The sequence below is a fragment of the Paraburkholderia eburnea genome (assembly GCF_002917095.1).
Classification (GTDB): Bacteria; Pseudomonadota; Gammaproteobacteria; order Burkholderiales; family Burkholderiaceae; genus Paraburkholderia; species Paraburkholderia eburnea.
Genome location: NZ_PQGA01000002.1, coordinates 25096 through 40305 on the forward strand (window position 1 = coordinate 25096; position 15210 = coordinate 40305).

General features: G+C 64.3%; 13 protein-coding genes. 7 read left to right on the forward strand and 6 right to left on the reverse strand.

Annotation, left to right across the window (positions count from 1 at the left end):
• The first annotated feature begins 4 nt into the window (after positions 1–4).
• The 5 genes from B0G62_RS04535 (at position 5) to B0G62_RS04555 (ending at position 5217) form a co-directional block, all read left to right on the forward strand.
• Positions 5–1717: an FAD-dependent oxidoreductase gene (locus tag B0G62_RS04535; RefSeq protein WP_103702997.1), complete on the forward strand. Its 1713-nt coding sequence runs from the start codon at positions 5–7 to the stop codon at positions 1715–1717.
• A gap of 115 nt (positions 1718–1832) precedes the next feature.
• A complete protein-coding gene (locus B0G62_RS04540) occupies positions 1833–2063 on the forward strand; it encodes a DUF2783 domain-containing protein (protein ID WP_103702998.1) in 231 nt (76 codons plus the stop codon).
• Positions 2064–2364: 301 nt separating this feature from the next.
• Positions 2365–3576, forward strand: a complete 1212-nt coding sequence (locus tag B0G62_RS04545) for a Crp/Fnr family transcriptional regulator (RefSeq protein WP_103702999.1) — start codon at positions 2365–2367, stop codon at positions 3574–3576.
• 132 nt (positions 3577–3708) lie between these two features.
• Positions 3709–4509, forward strand: coding sequence for a flagellar motor protein (locus B0G62_RS04550; RefSeq protein ID WP_103703000.1), 801 nt, complete (start codon positions 3709–3711; stop codon positions 4507–4509).
• A gap of 15 nt (positions 4510–4524) precedes the next feature.
• Entirely contained in the window at positions 4525–5217 is a 693-nt protein-coding gene (locus B0G62_RS04555; protein WP_103703001.1) for an OmpA/MotB family protein, read from the forward strand.
• A gap of 41 nt (positions 5218–5258) precedes the next feature.
• Here B0G62_RS04555 and hydA read toward each other — a convergent pair whose 3' ends face one another.
• The 5 genes from hydA to B0G62_RS04580 all read right to left on the reverse strand — a co-directional run bounded on the left by hydA (position 5259) and on the right by B0G62_RS04580 (position 12458).
• The gene (gene hydA / locus B0G62_RS04560; RefSeq protein ID WP_103703002.1) at positions 5259–6716 is read right to left on the reverse strand and encodes a dihydropyrimidinase; all 1458 of its coding nucleotides are present in this window, start codon (positions 6714–6716) and stop codon (positions 5259–5261) included.
• A 42-nt stretch (positions 6717–6758) separates the two neighbouring features.
• Positions 6759–8297 (reverse strand): NCS1 family nucleobase:cation symporter-1, encoded by a 1539-nt coding sequence (locus B0G62_RS04565; RefSeq protein WP_244193116.1) that lies wholly within the window; start codon positions 8295–8297, stop codon positions 6759–6761.
• 54 nt (positions 8298–8351) lie between these two features.
• Entirely contained in the window at positions 8352–9629 is a 1278-nt protein-coding gene (preA, locus tag B0G62_RS04570) for an NAD-dependent dihydropyrimidine dehydrogenase subunit PreA (protein WP_103703004.1), read from the reverse strand.
• 51 nt (positions 9630–9680) lie between these two features.
• Positions 9681–11075 carry an NAD(P)-dependent oxidoreductase gene (locus tag B0G62_RS04575; RefSeq protein WP_103703005.1) on the reverse strand — a complete coding sequence of 465 codons (1395 nt, stop codon included), beginning with the start codon at positions 11073–11075 and terminating at the stop codon, positions 9681–9683.
• Between the two features lie 117 nt (positions 11076–11192).
• Positions 11193–12458 carry a Zn-dependent hydrolase gene (locus tag B0G62_RS04580; RefSeq protein WP_103703006.1) on the reverse strand — a complete coding sequence of 422 codons (1266 nt, stop codon included), beginning with the start codon at positions 12456–12458 and terminating at the stop codon, positions 11193–11195.
• 438 nt (positions 12459–12896) lie between these two features.
• Here B0G62_RS04580 and B0G62_RS04585 point away from each other — a divergent pair, with 438 nt between their 5' ends.
• Positions 12897–13622, forward strand: a complete 726-nt coding sequence (locus tag B0G62_RS04585; RefSeq protein WP_103703007.1) for a TetR/AcrR family transcriptional regulator — start codon at positions 12897–12899, stop codon at positions 13620–13622.
• Positions 13623–13663: 41 nt separating this feature from the next.
• On the opposite strand, the gene B0G62_RS04590 is transcribed toward B0G62_RS04585, so the two are convergent.
• Complete coding sequence (locus B0G62_RS04590; protein ID WP_103703008.1) at positions 13664–14146, reverse strand: Lrp/AsnC family transcriptional regulator; 483 nt, start codon at positions 14144–14146, stop codon at positions 13664–13666.
• A gap of 399 nt (positions 14147–14545) precedes the next feature.
• On the opposite strand from B0G62_RS04590, the gene B0G62_RS04595 reads away from it, so the two are divergent.
• Positions 14546–15178, forward strand: a complete 633-nt coding sequence (locus B0G62_RS04595; protein WP_103703009.1) for a LysE family translocator — start codon at positions 14546–14548, stop codon at positions 15176–15178.
• The last annotated feature ends 32 nt before the right edge of the window (positions 15179–15210 follow it).

Here is a 15210-nt window from a genome sequence, read left to right on the forward strand (position 1 = left end):
AGAAATGATCGACTACCAATCACTAACTTTCGACTACGCGCGCTGCCACGAACAAGGCGTGGAGGCTGAAAAGAGCGTGCGTCCTGTCGTAGTCGTCGGCGCGGGCCCGGTGGGCCTCGCCACGGCGATCGACCTCGCGCAGCAAGGCGTCAATGTCGTGCTGGTGGACGACGATTGCACGCTTTCCACCGGTTCGCGCGCGATCTGCTTTTCGAAGCGCTCGCTCGATATCTTCGATCGCCTCGGCTGCGGCGAGCGCATGGTCGAGAAGGGCGTGAGCTGGAACGTGGGCAAGGTGTTCCGCAAGGACGAACTGGTTTACACCTTCAATCTGCTGCCCGAAAGCGGCCATCATCGTCCGGCTTTCGTCAATCTTCAGCAGTACTATGTTGAAGGTTTTCTGCTCGAACGCGCGCAGGCGCTGCCGAACCTCGAAATCCGCTGGAAAAGCAAGGTCATCGGCCTCGCGCAGCGCGGCGAGCCGCGCACGGACGACGCGCACGTGGCGCTCGAAATCGACACGCCCGACGGCCCGTATGAACTGCTCGCGCGCTACGTGGTGGCGTCGGACGGCTCGCGCAGTCCCGTGCGCAAGCTCATGGGTCTCGACAGTCACGGCCGCACGTTCAAGGACCGCTTCCTGATCGCCGACGTGAAGATGGAAGCCGATTTCCCGACCGAACGCTGGTTCTGGTTCGATCCGCCGTTCCACCCGAACCAGTCGGTGCTGCTGCATCGCCAGCCCGACAACGTCTGGCGTATCGACTTTCAGTTGGGCTGGGATGCCGATCCGGTGCTCGAAAAGACGCCCGAACGCGTGATTCCGCGCGTGCGCGCGCTGCTCGGCCCCGATGTGAAATTCGAACTCGAATGGGTGAGCATCTACACGTTCTCGTGCCTGCGCATGGACAGCTTCCGCCACGGCAACGTGCTGTTCGCGGGCGATTCGGCACACCTGGTTTCGCCGTTCGGCGCGCGCGGCGCGAATAGCGGCTTCCAGGACAGCGAAAACCTCGCGTGGAAACTCGCCATGGTGCTGGAGCGCCGCGCGCCCGACGCGCTGCTCGACACCTACGCAAGCGAGCGCGAATTCGCCGCCGACGAAAACATCCGCAACTCCACGCGCTCGACGGATTTCATCACGCCCAAGAGCGCGGTCAGCCGCGTGTTCCGCGACGCCGTGCTCACGCTGGCGCGCGAGCACGCGTTTGCGCGCCAGCTCGTGAACAGCGGGCGGCTTTCGGTGCCCGCGGTGCTGCACGAATCGACGCTCAACACGGCCGATGAAGACCGCTTCACAGGTCAGATGGTGCCGGGTGCCTCGTGCGCCGACGCGCCGCTGACCGATGCGCAAGGCAACGCGCAATGGCTGCTCAAACAGCTTGGCTCGCGCTTCACGGGACTGCTGTTTTGCCGCACGGGATCGGCGCTCGACACCGAAACGCGCGCCGCGCTCGATGCGCTGGCGGGCGGCGCCGTGCCGCTCGATTTCGTGGCGGTGATCGAAGGCGAGGGCGCCGCGCCCGCTGCGCTGCCTGCCGGGACGACGGTGTTGCGCGATGCGCAAGGACTTGCCGCGCAGCGCTATGGTGCCCAGGACGGCGCGTTCTATCTGATTCGTCCGGATCAGCACGTGAGCGCGCGCTGGCATCGCGTCAGCGCGCCGCGTGTGGAGCGCGCGTTGAAGCGGGCGCTGTGCGTGGAAGGCACGGCATGAAGTCATGAAGCGGAAGGCGGCCGCATCGAAGATTAAAACAGCGGCCGCCCTTCGAATCGATTGTGCAGAACATTACGAAACGAACGACGAAATACAGATGGGACAGGAGACAACGATGCTGAATACCCAACCCAATCTCGCGCGCCCCGACGACTTCTACGAAGCGCTGATCGATATGCATCGCGACCTCGACGAGGCACAGAGCCAGTCGGTCAACGCGCAGTTGATTCTGCTGCTGGCCAACCATGTGGGCGAGCACGAGGCGCTGATGGACGCGATTCGCTTCGCGCGCGCAGGCTTGGCGGTGCCGCCGGCGAATGGATCGGTGGGGAAGCTGGCGGCCTGAAGGGCAAAACGCGACGCCGGGCACGTAATCCCGGCGATATTCTCCAGTGTGCGTGCACAGTCGGCGCAATCGTTTGCCAATGCGGCATCTGCATCGATCGAAGTGCTAAAACGTGCCTATGGATTGCATCGCAGGTCGCGCCGTGAGCGAGGCGTGCTTGCGCGCGCGCAACCCCCATGCAAATTGATTCAAGAACCTCCCGTCCAAGGCCGTAAACGGCAGTCATACGAGAACCAGATCGATCGTCCTTGAGCGGGGTGCCGCAGACGGTCGACACGATATCCGCACACGGGGAATCACCTTGAATCGCAGTCAGACATGGTCGCGCACAGCCGCGCCGGGCGAAGTCATCTATTCGGAAGGCTTCGCGGGTGAGCGCCAGCTCTTCGTCATCGCCGACGGCAAAGTCGAAATTTCCACTCGTTGCGAGGAAAAGCGCGTCGTGACGGCCACGCTGGGCCGCGGCGAATTCTTCGGCGAAAGCGCGCTGTTAGGCGCCGAACCGCGTCCGAGCACCGCCAAGGCGCTGTCGTTCTGCCAGCTCACCGTCATCCCGGCGAACATCATCGAAGACGAACTCGAGCGCGTTTCGCCGCTGCTGCGTCATGTCGTGCGCACGATGATCCGCCGCGCGAAAGCCAAGGACGATCAGCTTGCCACCTACACCCACGCCGACTTCATGCCCGGCGTGCTGTCCTATGCACACGTACTGTCGCTGCTGGCCGGCGCCGAGCGTGCCGAGCCCAAGGGCGGCTGGCTGCGTCAGGGCGCAAGTTCCGGCGCGGGCGAAGTGAGCGTTGCGCTCGCGGACGTCGTGCACAAGTGCCGCGCCGTGGCAGGCCATTCGCGCCCGCACGTCATGGCGATGCTGCGCCGCATGGAAAAGCTCAATCTCATCACGATGGAAGCGGGCCAGGCATCTTCGCATCTGGGCGGCGCGGAAGGCGGCGATGGCGCGCTCGGCCGCCAGGTCGTCACGTTCGACCCGGTGCGGATCATCGATCGCGCGGGACAGGTGGCCGATCACGATCTGGACGTCTCGATCAACAGCGAACTCGAACTCATCGAACTGAGCGATCTGGAAGCGCTGATCGGCGTCGAGCGCAAGATGCTGCTCAACAAGCTCTCGCACGGCGAGATCGCCGACGAACTCTTCGCGTTCAGGAAATCGAAGGTGCTCAACTTCGTCGAGCAAAAGGGCGTTGCGTACTTCAACAAGCGCGCGAATCGCGGTTCGGGCGAAGTGAATACGCTCGACGATCTGCTGTTTGTCGATCAGCGCACGCTGTTCGACGCGGTCAATGCGCTCGATACCTACGACCTCGCGAAGCTGCTGGCATCGCTCGAAGATCCTGCTGTGTCGGACCGTCTGCAATCCGTGTTGTCCGAGGCGCGCAAGAACGAGATTTCGTGGCTCATGCGCCGCGAGATCAAGTCTGACCCGATGGAGCTGGAAGGCATCGAAACGCGCCTGATTAGCGCGGTACGCGAGCTTAGGGCGCACGCCGCGTAACGCCCACGATTCTTCCTCGATACATTTGAGCAAGCGGCTTGCAGGATAGCGTGCCCGCACGATGCGGGCGCGCGGAACCCGCCTGCGCCGCGTTTTCACACGCGCTTTACACGATTTTCACCGGAAATACGCATGGATCTGTTGACATTGTTCGGAGTCCTGCTGGGCGGCGCGGCCGTCGTCGTGGGCTTCATGCTCGAAGGCGGCCACTTCGGCTCGCTGCTGCAGCCCGAAGCGCTCGTGGTCGTGCTGGGCGGCACGCTTGGCGCGGTGATGATCCAGAATACCTGGGCGCGCTTTTTCGATGCGATCCGCCGTTTGCGCACGGTGTTCGTGCGCGCGCAGCAGGTCGATGAAGCGAGCCTCGCGGCCGTGCTCGAATGGGGCGATCAGGCCAAGCTCAACGGCCTGCTCGCTTTCGAGTCGATGGACTGGCAAGGCATTCATCCGTTCGCGCGGCGCGGCCTCGAACTGCTGGCGAGCGGCGTTTCGACCGCCGTGCTCGAAGACGCGCTCAACCGCGAGCTGGAAACCTGGGGCCGCACGCATATGGCGGCGGCGCGCGTCTGGCAGCAGGCGGGCGGCTACGCGCCGACCTTCGGCATTCTGGGTTCCGTGCTCGGCTTGATCCAGGTGACCGCGCATCTGGTCGAGCCGTCGCAACTCGGCACGGGCATCGCGGTGGCCTTCGTCGCCACGCTTTACGGTCTCGCGCTTGCCAACCTCGTGTTCCTGCCGCTCTACGGTAAGATGCGCGCGCATATCGAAAGCGAACTGCGGCTGCGCAAGCTCTATCTGGATGGCCTGCTCGCGATTTCGCGCAAGGAAACGCCCCATATGATCGCCACGCGTCTTGCGGGCGAAGTGGGCGCGCGCGGCGAAGCCAACGCCTGGGCGCGCCAGAATGCGCAGGCCGGCGCAACCGTCAATTAAGCGCGGACACCACGCATGCAAACGTCATCCGGCAAGCACCCGGCGCACGATCTGCCGCTGAGCATCCTCGACCACGACGAGGAAGGCGGCGAGCAATCGGGCCGCTGGCTGCTGTCCTACGCGGACCTCGTCACGACGATGATGGTGCTGTTCCTCGCGCTCTACGCCATGCAGCTTGCGAAGAGCCACGAGCAGGCGCTGCGCAGGCAGTCGCTGGCGGTGCAGGCGGGTAGCGTCGCCGCAAGCGCTGCCGCCAGTGCGTCTCAGCCGCCGAACACCGAACGCGCGTTGCTGGCTTCGCTCGACCCGCTGCGCGCGCGCGGCGAGATCACCATCGCGCCCGTGCCGCACGGCATGGAGATCGGCATCAACGCGAAGATCCTGTTCAATGCGGGCGATGCCGCGTTGCTGCCCGATTCCTTCGACGTGTTGAGCCGCATCGCGAGCGTGCTGGCGCAGGTGCCCGACGGCAATATCCTCGTGGAAGGGCACACGGACAGCACGCCGATCGCCAACGCGCGCTATGCGTCGAACTGGGAGCTGTCCTCGGCGCGCGCGGGCGCGGTCGTGCGCTATCTGGTGGAGCGCGGCGTCGAGCCGCATCGACTCGCGGCCATCGGCCGGGCCGACAACTTTCCCCTTGTTGCCGGCACCGACCCCGCGAGCCGAGCGCTCAATCGCCGCGTGACGATCGTTGTGCAGTACTAGTTGAACAGCGTGCTGAAACTGCTGGACACCGCTTGCGATGCTCAGGCGACCTTGTCGCCTTCGCGATGCACCGGCTCCGTTTCCTTCAATTGCTTCGCGAGCCGCGAGGCCTGGATATAGCCCGGATTCGCGGGCCGTTTCAGATAACGCCCGGCACCACGGCGGGCGCGCAGATCGCCGTCGGCCCAGACCAGTTCGCCCTGCGAAATCGTATGCGTGGGCACGCCGCGCACCGTCATGCCTTCGAAGACGTTGAAATCCACGTTCTGGTGATGCGTCTTCACGGAAATCGTGCGCGTGGCTTGCGGGTCCCAGACCACGAGATCGGCGTCCGCGCCCACGGCCACCGCGCCCTTGCGCGGATAGAGGTTGAAGATCTGCGCTGCGTTGGTCGAGGTCACGCGCACGAATTCGTTCGGCGTGAGGCGGCCTGTGTTTACGCCCTGATCCCAGAGAATCGCCATGCGGTCTTCCACGCCGCCGCAACCGTTAGGAATCCGTGTGAAATCGTCGCGGCCCATGGCTTTCTGCGAGGCGCAGAACACGCAATGATCGGTGGCCGTGGTTTGCAGCAGGCCGCCTTGCAGTCCGCGCCAGAGCGCGTCGCGATGCTCCTTCGTGCGAAACGGTGGGCTCATCACGTGAGCGGCGGCGCGGGTCCAGTCGGGATCGCGATAGACGGCTTCGTCGATCACCAGATGCCCGGCGAGCACTTCGCCGAATACGCGCTGGCCTTCGGCGCGCGCCCGCGTGATCGCCTCCAGCGCTTCTTTTGCCGACACGTGCACGATGTAGACCGGCACGCCCAGCACCTGGGCGATGCGGATCGCGCGGTTCGCGGCCTCGCCTTCCACTTCGGGCGGACGCGAAAGCGGATGCGCCTCCGGCCCCGTGAAGCCACGCGCGAGCAATTGCCGCTGCAACTGGAACACGAGTTCGCCGTTTTCCGCGTGAACGGTCGGCAACGCGCCCAGTTCGAGCGCGCGCGCGAAGCTGTTCACGAGGATTTCGTCGTCGGCCATGATGGCGTTCTTGTACGCCATGAAGTGCTTGAAGCTGGAGACGCCGTGATCGTTCACGAGCAGGCCCATGTCGCGATGCACGCTTTCGTCCCACCACGTCACGGCCACATGAAAGCCGTAATCGGCGGCGGCTTTTTCGGCCCAGCCGCGCCACTCGCGAAAGGCTTCCATGAGCGGCTGCTTCGGGTTCGGAATCACGAAGTCGATGATCGATGTCGTGCCGCCCGCGAGACCCGCCGCCGTGCCCGTATAGAAGTCGTCGTGCGCCTTCGTGCCCATGAAGGGCAGTTCCATATGCGTGTGCGGATCGATGCCACCCGGCATCACGTACTGGCCGCCCGCGTCGACAATGGTGGCGCCGGCGGGCGCGTCGAGGTTCTCGCCGATCGCCGTGATCGTGCCGTTGTCGCAGAGCACATCGGCGCGATACGTCTTGTCCGCGTCCACGACGGTGCCGCCTCGAATCAGGGTCGCCATGATGCTATGTCTCCTTCGGTTGAGTCTGCATTTTCAGTGTTGTCAGGCATTCGCGACGCTCGGCCTGCGGCTCTTGCCGAGTTTCATCAGCAAGCCGTAGACGATGGCGGCGATGGCGAGTCCCACGAACCATGCGTAGGTATAGAGTCCCTTGAACGCGTCGGGCACCGAGGGGAACGCGTTGGGGAACGCCTCGTTGAGAAAGCCCGGCAGATTCGGCAGCACGCCCGCGAGCAGCGCGATCACGGCGGCGGGGTTCCAGCCGTTCGTGTAGGCGTATTCGCCGCTTTCCTCGAAGAGCTGTTCGGTATCCAGGCGCGTGGCGCGAATCAGGAAGTAATCGACCATCAGAATGCCCGCGACCGGGCCTAGCAGCGCCGAATAACCCACGAGCCACGTGAAGATATAACCCTGCGTGGTGGCCAGAATCTTCCACGGCATCATGACGATGGCGAGACCCGCCGTGATGAGACCGCCCGTCTTGTACGAAATGCCCTTGGGCCAGAGGCTCGAAAAGTCGTAGGCCGGGCCAACCAGATTCGCGGCCAGATTGCAGCACATCGTATCGAGCGTGAGGATCACGAGCGCAATGCCCACGCCGATGCCTTCCATGCGGCTCGTGAGGTCGATCGGATCCCAGATCGCCTTGCCGTAGATCACGACCGTTGCCGACGTGACCACCACCGACACGACGGAAAGCAGCGCCATCGGAATCGGCAAGCCGATCGCCTGGCCGACGAGCTGATCCTTCTGTGTTTTCGCGAAGCGCGTGAAGTCGGGGATATTGAGCGCGAGCGTGGCCCAGAAGCCGACCATCGCCGTGAGGCTCGGCCAGAACGTGACCCAGAAGAGGCCCGCTTTCTTGCCGCCCGCCGCGAATTGCGACGGTTGCGAGAGCATGCTGCCCACGCCGCCCGCCTTCGAGCAGGCCCACCAGACCAGCGCCACGCACATCACCACCTTGATCGGCGCGGACCAGCTTTCGAGCCAGCGGATCGAATCCGTGCCGTGCAGGATGAAGTAGAGCTGGAGCACCCAGAACAGCAGGAAGCACGCGCCCTGGCCAATGGAAATGCCCAGAAACGGCAGTGCGTCACCCACGAGCGCGTTGTGAAACAGGATGTTGGCGAGCGTGTAGATCGCGCTGCCGCCGAGCCACGATTGAATGCCGTACCAGCCGCACGCCACGATGGCGCGCAGCATGGCGGGCAGCTTCGCGCCCTGGGTGCCGAACGACGAGCGCACCAGCACGGCATAGGGGATGCCGTATTTCGCGCCCGCGTGGCCGATTGCCAGCATCGGCACGAGCACGATCACGTTGCCGAGCAGCACCGTGATGACCGCCTGCCACGGCGACATGCCCTGCTCGGTCAGCCCCGCCGCGAGCATATAGGAGGCGATGTTCATCACCATCCCCACCCACAGCGCCGCGAAGTGATACCAGCGCCACGTGCGTTGCGCGACCCCCGTGGGCGCGAGGTCGTCGTTGTACAACTCGCTTGCACTGCGGCGCGCGCTTGCGCCGCTTACATCCCCGCTTGCGTCTCCACTTGCGTCCCCACTCGCTGCTGGCTGGCTCATGATGCGTGTTCTCCGGGTCTTGTCGTTAGATTTCGGTTGAATGGCAACGAAGGATCAGGCCGCTTTCGGATCGGCCACGCGGGCCGGATTGTTGGGATGCGTGGTCCAGTTCGAATAGCGGCCCGAGTCGACGCGCTCCATCGTGATGCATTCGTCGACCGGGCAGACATGCATGCATAAATTGCACCCGACGCAATTCGCATCGACGACTTCGAAGTGACGCTGACCGTCCTTCGTCGCGGTGATGGCCTGGTGCGAGGTGTCTTCGCAGGCGATATGGCACAGGCCGCACTGGATGCAGCGGTCCTGATCGATACGCGCCTTGATGTCGTAGTTCAGGTTCAGGTACTGCCAGTCGGTGACGTTCTGCACGGCGCGACCGCGAATCGCGTCGAGGTTCGCATAGCCCTTGTCGTCCATCCAGTTCGACAGGCCGTCGATCATGTCGCTGACGATTCGGAATCCGTAGTGCATCGCGGCGGTGCACACCTGCACACTGCCCGCGCCCAGCACCATGAATTCGGCGGCGTCGCGCCAGTCTGAAATACCGCCGATACCCGAGATCGGCAGGCCCTGCGTCTGCGGGTCGCGCGCGATTTCGGCCACCATATGCAGCGCGATCGGCTTGGCGGCGGGGCCGCAATAGCCGCCGTGCGTGCCCTTGCCGTCCACGGTCGGCAGCGGCGCCATGACGTCGAGATCGACGCCGACGATCGAGTTGATGGTGTTGATGAGCGAGACGCCGTCCGCGCCGCCCTTGAGCGCCGCGCGCGCGCCGTGGCGGATGTCGGTGACGTTGGGCGTGAGCTTGACTAGGCAGGGCATGCGCGTGCCTTCCTTGACCCAGCGCGTGACCATTTCGATGTACTCGGGCACCTGGCCCACGGCCGCGCCCATGCCGCGCTCGCTCATGCCGTGCGGGCAGCCGAAGTTCAGTTCCACCGCATCGGCGCCGGTGTCCTCCACCAGCGGCAGAATCCATTTCCAGTCGTCCTCGGTGCATGGGACCATCAGCGAGACGATCAGTGCACGGTCGGGCCAGTCGCGCTTCACCTGGGCGATTTCCTTGAGATTGACGTCGAGCGGGCGGTCGGTGATCAGTTCGATATTGTTCAGGCCCGCGATGCGCTGGCCGCGCCAGGTGGTCGCGCCATAGCGCGAACTCACATTGACCACGTGCGGGTCGAGGCCGAGCGTTTTCCAGACCACGCCGCCCCAGCCCGCCTCGAAGGCGCGGTTGACGTTGTAGGCCTTGTCGGTGGGCGGCGCGGAGGCGAGCCAGAACGGATTGGGCGATTCAATACCGGCAATCGAGCAGCGCAGATCGGCCATGATGCGACTCCTTGTTTTATCGATGTGGATGTGTCGTCGTGTGCGCGAGGATCACGCAGCCTTGCCGGTTTGCGCGGCGAGATAGCGGTCGATGGCGTGCGCCGCGACCTTGCCGTCCTGCACCGCCTGCACGGTGAGATCGGTCGCGCCGTGGCCCGCGCAATCGCCGCCTGCCCAGACGCCTGCAAGCGACGTCGCGCCATCGGCATCGACGGCGATACGCGCGCCGCCGTCGCTCGATTGCAGCGCTTCCAGTCCGGCGGGCAAGAGCTTTTGACCGATCGCCTTCAGCACCATATCCGCTTCGATGCGTTCGATCTCGCCGCTTCCCTGCAACGCGCCGCTGGCGTCGAGCGCCACACGCTCGAATTCGACGGCGTGCACCGCTTCCTGGCCCACGATGCGCACAGGCTTCATCCACTCCACGATCGTCACGCCTTGCTGGCGTGCGAATTCCTGCTCGGCCCACGTCGCGCTCATCTGCGCGCTGCCGCGCCGATAGGCGAGCGTGACGTGCTCCGCGCCCAGCTTGCGGCTTTGCACGGCGGCGTCGATGGCGGTATTGCCGCCGCCGATCACCACCACGCGGCGGCCCACGGGCAGCGCGGCAAGATCGTCCGCTTCGCGCAGTTGCGCGATGAAGTCCACCGCGTCGCGCACGCCGTCGAGCGCTTCGCCTTCGATCTTCAGCGCATGGGTGCCACCTAGCCCGATGCCGATGAACACGGCGTCGAATTCGTCACGCAGTGCATCGAGCGTGACATCGCGGCCCAGTTGTCGGCCCTGCTTCAATTCGATGCCGCCGATGGACAGCAGCCACGCGACTTCGCGCTGGGCGAAATCGTCCACTGTTTTGTACGCGGCGATCCCGTATTCGTTGAGGCCGCCTGGCTTTTCGTTCGCATCGAAGACGGTGACGTTATGTCCTGCGAGCGCAAGCGTATGCGCGCACGCCAGCCCCGCAGGCCCGGCGCCGATCACGGCGACGCTGCGGCCGGTTTCGCTCGTGCGATGAAAGAGCGGCGTGGCGCCAGCAGCTTCGCGCGCCATCTGGAAGTCGGTCGCGTGGCGTTGCAGCGCGCCGATCTGAACTGGTTCGCCATCCTGATGATTTCTCACGCAGGCGCCTTCGCAGAGAATTTCGGTCGGGCACACGCGCGAGCACATGCCGCCCAGCGGATTCGCGCTCAGGATATCGCGCGCGGCGCCCTTGAGGTTACCGTTGCCGATCTTGCGGATAAAGCTGGGAATATCGATGCCGGTGGGGCAGGCCGCGACGCAGGGCGCGTCGTAACAGTAGTGACAGCGATCGGCGGCGATCACGGCTGCGTTGGCGGAAAGCGGCGCAGCGACATCGGCGAACTGGCAGCCCAGCTCTTCGGCGCTGAGGCGTCCAGCGGCGATGCCTTGAGTGGCACGCGTATTGTTTTTAACGGAGTGGGACATCCGGATGCTCCTTGCGAGGCAAAACACGGGTCCGCCGGCTGCGCGCAAAGCGGCAGCCGGTACGTGGGGAACGGGTTTTTATGGCGTTATGTCTTCAAGCGGGCGGCCAAACCTGGCTCAGCCCGGCTCGCTCGCGCGTTCGAGCATCGCATGCAGCAACACGTTCGCGCCGGCCTCGATCCATTCCTGGGTCGCGTCCTCGATTTCGTTGTGGCTGATGCCGTCGATGCACGGCACGAACACCATCGACGTCGGCGCGACCGTCGCCAGATAGCAGGCATCGTGGCCCGCACCCGAAACCATGTCGCGGTTCGAGTAGCCGAAGCGCTCGGCGGCGGCGCGCACAGACTTCACGCAGGCCTTGTCGAACGGCACGGGCGCGTAATAGAAAATCTGCTCGACTTCGGCTTCCAGCTTGCCTTGTTCGACGATCTTCGCGATGCCTTCGCGCAGTTCCGCATCCATCTTCGCAAGCACTTCGTCCAGAGGGTGACGGAAGTCGATGGTGAAGAACACGCGTCCCGGAATCACGTTGCGCGAGTTCGGATGGACCTGCATCATGCCGACGGTCGCGCACGCGAGCGGCGCGTGACGCAGGCCGATTTCATTGACGAGCTGCACGACGCGCGAAGCGCCCAGCAGCGCGTCGCGACGGCGCGGCATCGGCGTGGGACCGGCATGCGCTTCCTGACCCGTTAGCACAACTTCATACCAGCGCTGACCTTGCGCGTCCGTCACCACGCCGATGGTTTTATTTTCCGCTTCGAGAATCGGCCCCTGTTCGATGTGCAATTCGAACGCCGCGTGAATTTTGCGGCCGCCGCATGGCAGATCGCCCGCGTAACCGATGCGCTTGAGTTCCTCGCCGATGGTCTTGCCGTCCACGTCCTTGCGCGACAGGCCGTAATCGAGCGTGAACACGCCCGCGAATACGCCCGAGGCCACCATCGCGGGCGCGAAGCGCGAACCTTCCTCGTTGGTCCAGATCACGGTTTCGATGGGATGTTCGGTTTCGATGCCGTGGTCGTTGAGCGCGCGGATCACTTCGAGACCGCCGAGCACGCCATAGATGCCGTCGAAGCGCCCGCCCGTGGGCTGCGAATCCGCGTGCGAGCCGGTCATCACGGGCGGCAGCTCGTTGTTGCGGCCCGCGCGGCGCATGAACACGTTGCCCATCTGATCGACGCTCACTGTGCAGCCCGCTTCCTCGGCCCATTTGACGATGAGATCGCGGCCCTGTTTGTCGAGGTCCGTGAGCGCGAGACGGCACACACCGCCCTTGGGCGTCGCGCCGATCTTCGCCATCTCCATCAGACTGTCCCAGAGACGCTGGCCATTCACGTGAATCGCGGTGGTCAGCGCGGCTTCGCTTACTACGTTCATGCGTGCTCTCCTGTCAATGTTCGACTGGGCGGTGCAGCGCGACTCGGCTTGTTTGCGAAAGGCCGTTGTGGGGATCGCGACTGCTGTTGTTTCCATCAAACGTGTTCATGAAGCGTGCATCGGCGCCATCGTCTGGGGCGTCTTGCGCGAAGTCGGTGCATGCGCTCGACGCTCATTCGGAGCGATGATTCCCGCTCTCCGAATCCTGTCCGATTGGACAGGTTGTAGGCCATAAACTTTGGGAATTCAATGCGGTAATACGAGCGAAAAGCGTGCCATCGATGTTGCAGTGCGCGAAAAATCGCGTTCGGCACGCAGGTTTACCCGAGGATTCGTCACGCGCCGGACCACGTTGCACGTGCCGCGTGTCTACAATGAAACCGGCGTTGCTTTGCGCGATGACTTTGCGATGCCTTCACTTCCGGACGGACCGATGCCATGCGCGACGACGACACGAACACGCCAGCCGCGAACCTTGCACTGCGCCAGAGCGCGAACGCACGCGAGGACCAGGACGCGACATCTAAAGACGCCAGGCCACGCCGCAAGGCGTCGATCCGCGCGTCGAACGAATCGCATCTGCTGGCGTGCGCGGAAGCCGTGTTCGCCGAACGTGGTTTCGAAGGCGCGAGCACCGCGCTGATCGCCGAGCGCGCGGGCCTGCCCAAGGCGAATCTGCATTACTACTTCCCGACCAAACTTTCGCTTTACTGGCGCGTGCTGGACGATCTGTTCGAGGAGTGGAACGCGGCAGCCAGTACCTTCGACGCGAGCGACGATCCTGCCCAGGCAATCGGCGGCTATGTGCGCGCGAAGATGGCGCTCTCGCGTCGCCGGCCGCTGGGCTCGAAGGTGTGGGCCAACGAAATCATCAGCGGTGCGACGCACATGCAGGACATTCTTCTGAAGCGCGTGAAGCCGTGGATGGAGTCGCGCGTGACGCTGATCGAGCGCTGGATCGAGGAAGGTCTGCTTGCGCCCGTCGAGCCTAGAACGCTGCTCTTCATGATCTGGGCGACCACGCAGCACTACGCGGATTTCGAGGCGCAGATTCGCGCGCTCGCGGGCAAGCGCGCGTTGTCGGCGGCAAGCTTCGAGACGACGACCGAGGAGGTCGTCAAGATGATTCTACGGGCGAGCGGGGCGCGCTCGCCGCACGCGTAGTTGATTCGCGGATCGATCCGCGAATTGATTGGGATGACGAATCAAACCTGCATCGACGCCACGTCCTTCATGCAGCGCAAGGCGAACATCGAACGGCTGTGGCGGATGCTGGAGATGCGATAGAGCTTCTCGCGCAGGAAGCGCTCATAGCCTGCCGTACCGTCCACGGCCACCTTGATCCAGTAGTCGTATTCGCCCGAGACCAGATACGCCTCCAGCACTTCGGGCAATGCCGCGAGTTCGGAGCCGAAGCGCGCGAGCGCGTCGTCCTCATGCCGATCGAGCGTGACTTCCAGAATCACGATATCGGCGAAACCCAGCTTGCGCTGATTCACCAGTGCCACATAGCCGTCGATATAGCCGTCGGCTTCGAGCTGGCGCGTGCGGTTCCAGCAGGCCGTGGTGGACATGCCGACCTGTTCGGCCAGTTCGGCGTTGGACAGTCGCGCGTTCTGCTGCAGCGCGCGCAGGATCTTGCGGTCCTGGTTGTCGAGGGGTTTGGGCTGGCGTTCGCGGGTGCTCATGGTGAAAAAGAATCTTGTACAGGGAACGTCGATTTTATCGGAAGGAGATTCCGCATTGGCGGGGTTTTTCCCGGAAAACAGGAAGCTAATCCCGGCCCAATCCCGGTATATTTTTCACATGCCTTCTCGTCCGGCACGACCCACGCGGCCACCTCCCCGCGTCGGGGCGCGCCGCCGCAGCCACAAGCCGCGGTGGACCGTCTGAGCCGATCCTTCGCTGCACCCTGCGGCGGCTATCGGGCGCGGCGCGCGATTATCTCGCGGCCTGCGGCGTCCGATCGGGCGAGTGGCATTTGAAAGCCGCGCTTCTGCGCGGTTTTTTGTTGCCGATTTTCCGTGGCCGCGCCGCTTTATCGGGCTGCCGCTTCCATTCACACGCCTTCGCCTGAACTTCCGGACATGTCGCTCCAGCTGTATTTGTCGTTTCTCGCCGCCGCACTGGTTCTCGTCTACACCCCCGGTCCCGTCAACGTGCTCACGATGAGCCAGGCGCTGCACGCCGGCTGGCGTCGCGCGCTGCCCTGCGTCTGGGGCGGCACGCTCGCCGTGCTGCTGCAACTCGTGTTGACGGCGCTCTGCCTGAATTCGCTGCTGCTCATTAGTGAGCACTCGCTCACGGTGCTGCGCTGGGTCGGGGCGGCTTATCTGGTGTGGCTCGGCTGCAAGCAGTGGCGCAGCCGGACGCTCGGTGGGCCTGAAGAAGGCGAAATGGCGGAGCCGGCGCTCACTTCGCATCGCGATCTGTTCTGGCGCGGGTTCGCGACCTCGGGGCTCAATCCGAAGACGCTACTGTTCTTTCCGTCGTTTTTCCCGCAATTCATCAGCGCCGACGCGGCCTGGGGCGCGAATCGCCAGTATCTGGTGCTGGCGGCGACCTTCGCCGTGCTGTTCGCGGGCGGCGTGGCGTCGATGGCGCTGTTTTCGCACCGCCTGCGCCATGTGCTGCAACGCCCGCGCCGTCTGCGCGCGGTCAATCGCCTGATGGGCAGTCTGCTGGTGGGGATGGGGGCAATGATGGCGGGGCTGCGCTAAACCTGCATTCCGCGCGATGCCCCGTCCTGCCC

Bases quoted from the DNA above. Each gene is read 5' to 3' on its own strand.
- preA (WP_103703004.1), bottom strand. From the start codon at position 9,629: ATGGCCGATCTGCGCTGCTCGATTGCCGGTATTGAATCGCCCAATCCG.
- B0G62_RS04590 (WP_103703008.1), bottom strand. From the start codon at position 14,146: ATGAGCACCCGCGAACGCCAGCCCAAACCCCTCGACAACCAGGACCGC.
- B0G62_RS04580 (WP_103703006.1), bottom strand. From the start codon at position 12,458: ATGAACGTAGTAAGCGAAGCCGCGCTGACCACCGCGATTCACGTGAAT.
- B0G62_RS04540 (WP_103702998.1), top strand. From the start codon at position 1,833: ATGCTGAATACCCAACCCAATCTCGCGCGCCCCGACGACTTCTACGAA.
- B0G62_RS04595 (WP_103703009.1), top strand. From the start codon at position 14,546: ATGTCGCTCCAGCTGTATTTGTCGTTTCTCGCCGCCGCACTGGTTCTC.
- B0G62_RS04575 (WP_103703005.1), bottom strand. From the start codon at position 11,075: ATGTCCCACTCCGTTAAAAACAATACGCGTGCCACTCAAGGCATCGCC.
- B0G62_RS04550 (WP_103703000.1), top strand. From the start codon at position 3,709: ATGGATCTGTTGACATTGTTCGGAGTCCTGCTGGGCGGCGCGGCCGTC.
- B0G62_RS04565 (WP_244193116.1), bottom strand. From the start codon at position 8,297: ATGAGCCAGCCAGCAGCGAGTGGGGACGCAAGTGGAGACGCAAGCGGG.
- B0G62_RS04585 (WP_103703007.1), top strand. From the start codon at position 12,897: ATGCGCGACGACGACACGAACACGCCAGCCGCGAACCTTGCACTGCGC.
- B0G62_RS04555 (WP_103703001.1), top strand. From the start codon at position 4,525: ATGCAAACGTCATCCGGCAAGCACCCGGCGCACGATCTGCCGCTGAGC.
- hydA (WP_103703002.1), bottom strand. From the start codon at position 6,716: ATGGCGACCCTGATTCGAGGCGGCACCGTCGTGGACGCGGACAAGACG.
- B0G62_RS04535 (WP_103702997.1), top strand. From the start codon at position 5: ATGATCGACTACCAATCACTAACTTTCGACTACGCGCGCTGCCACGAA.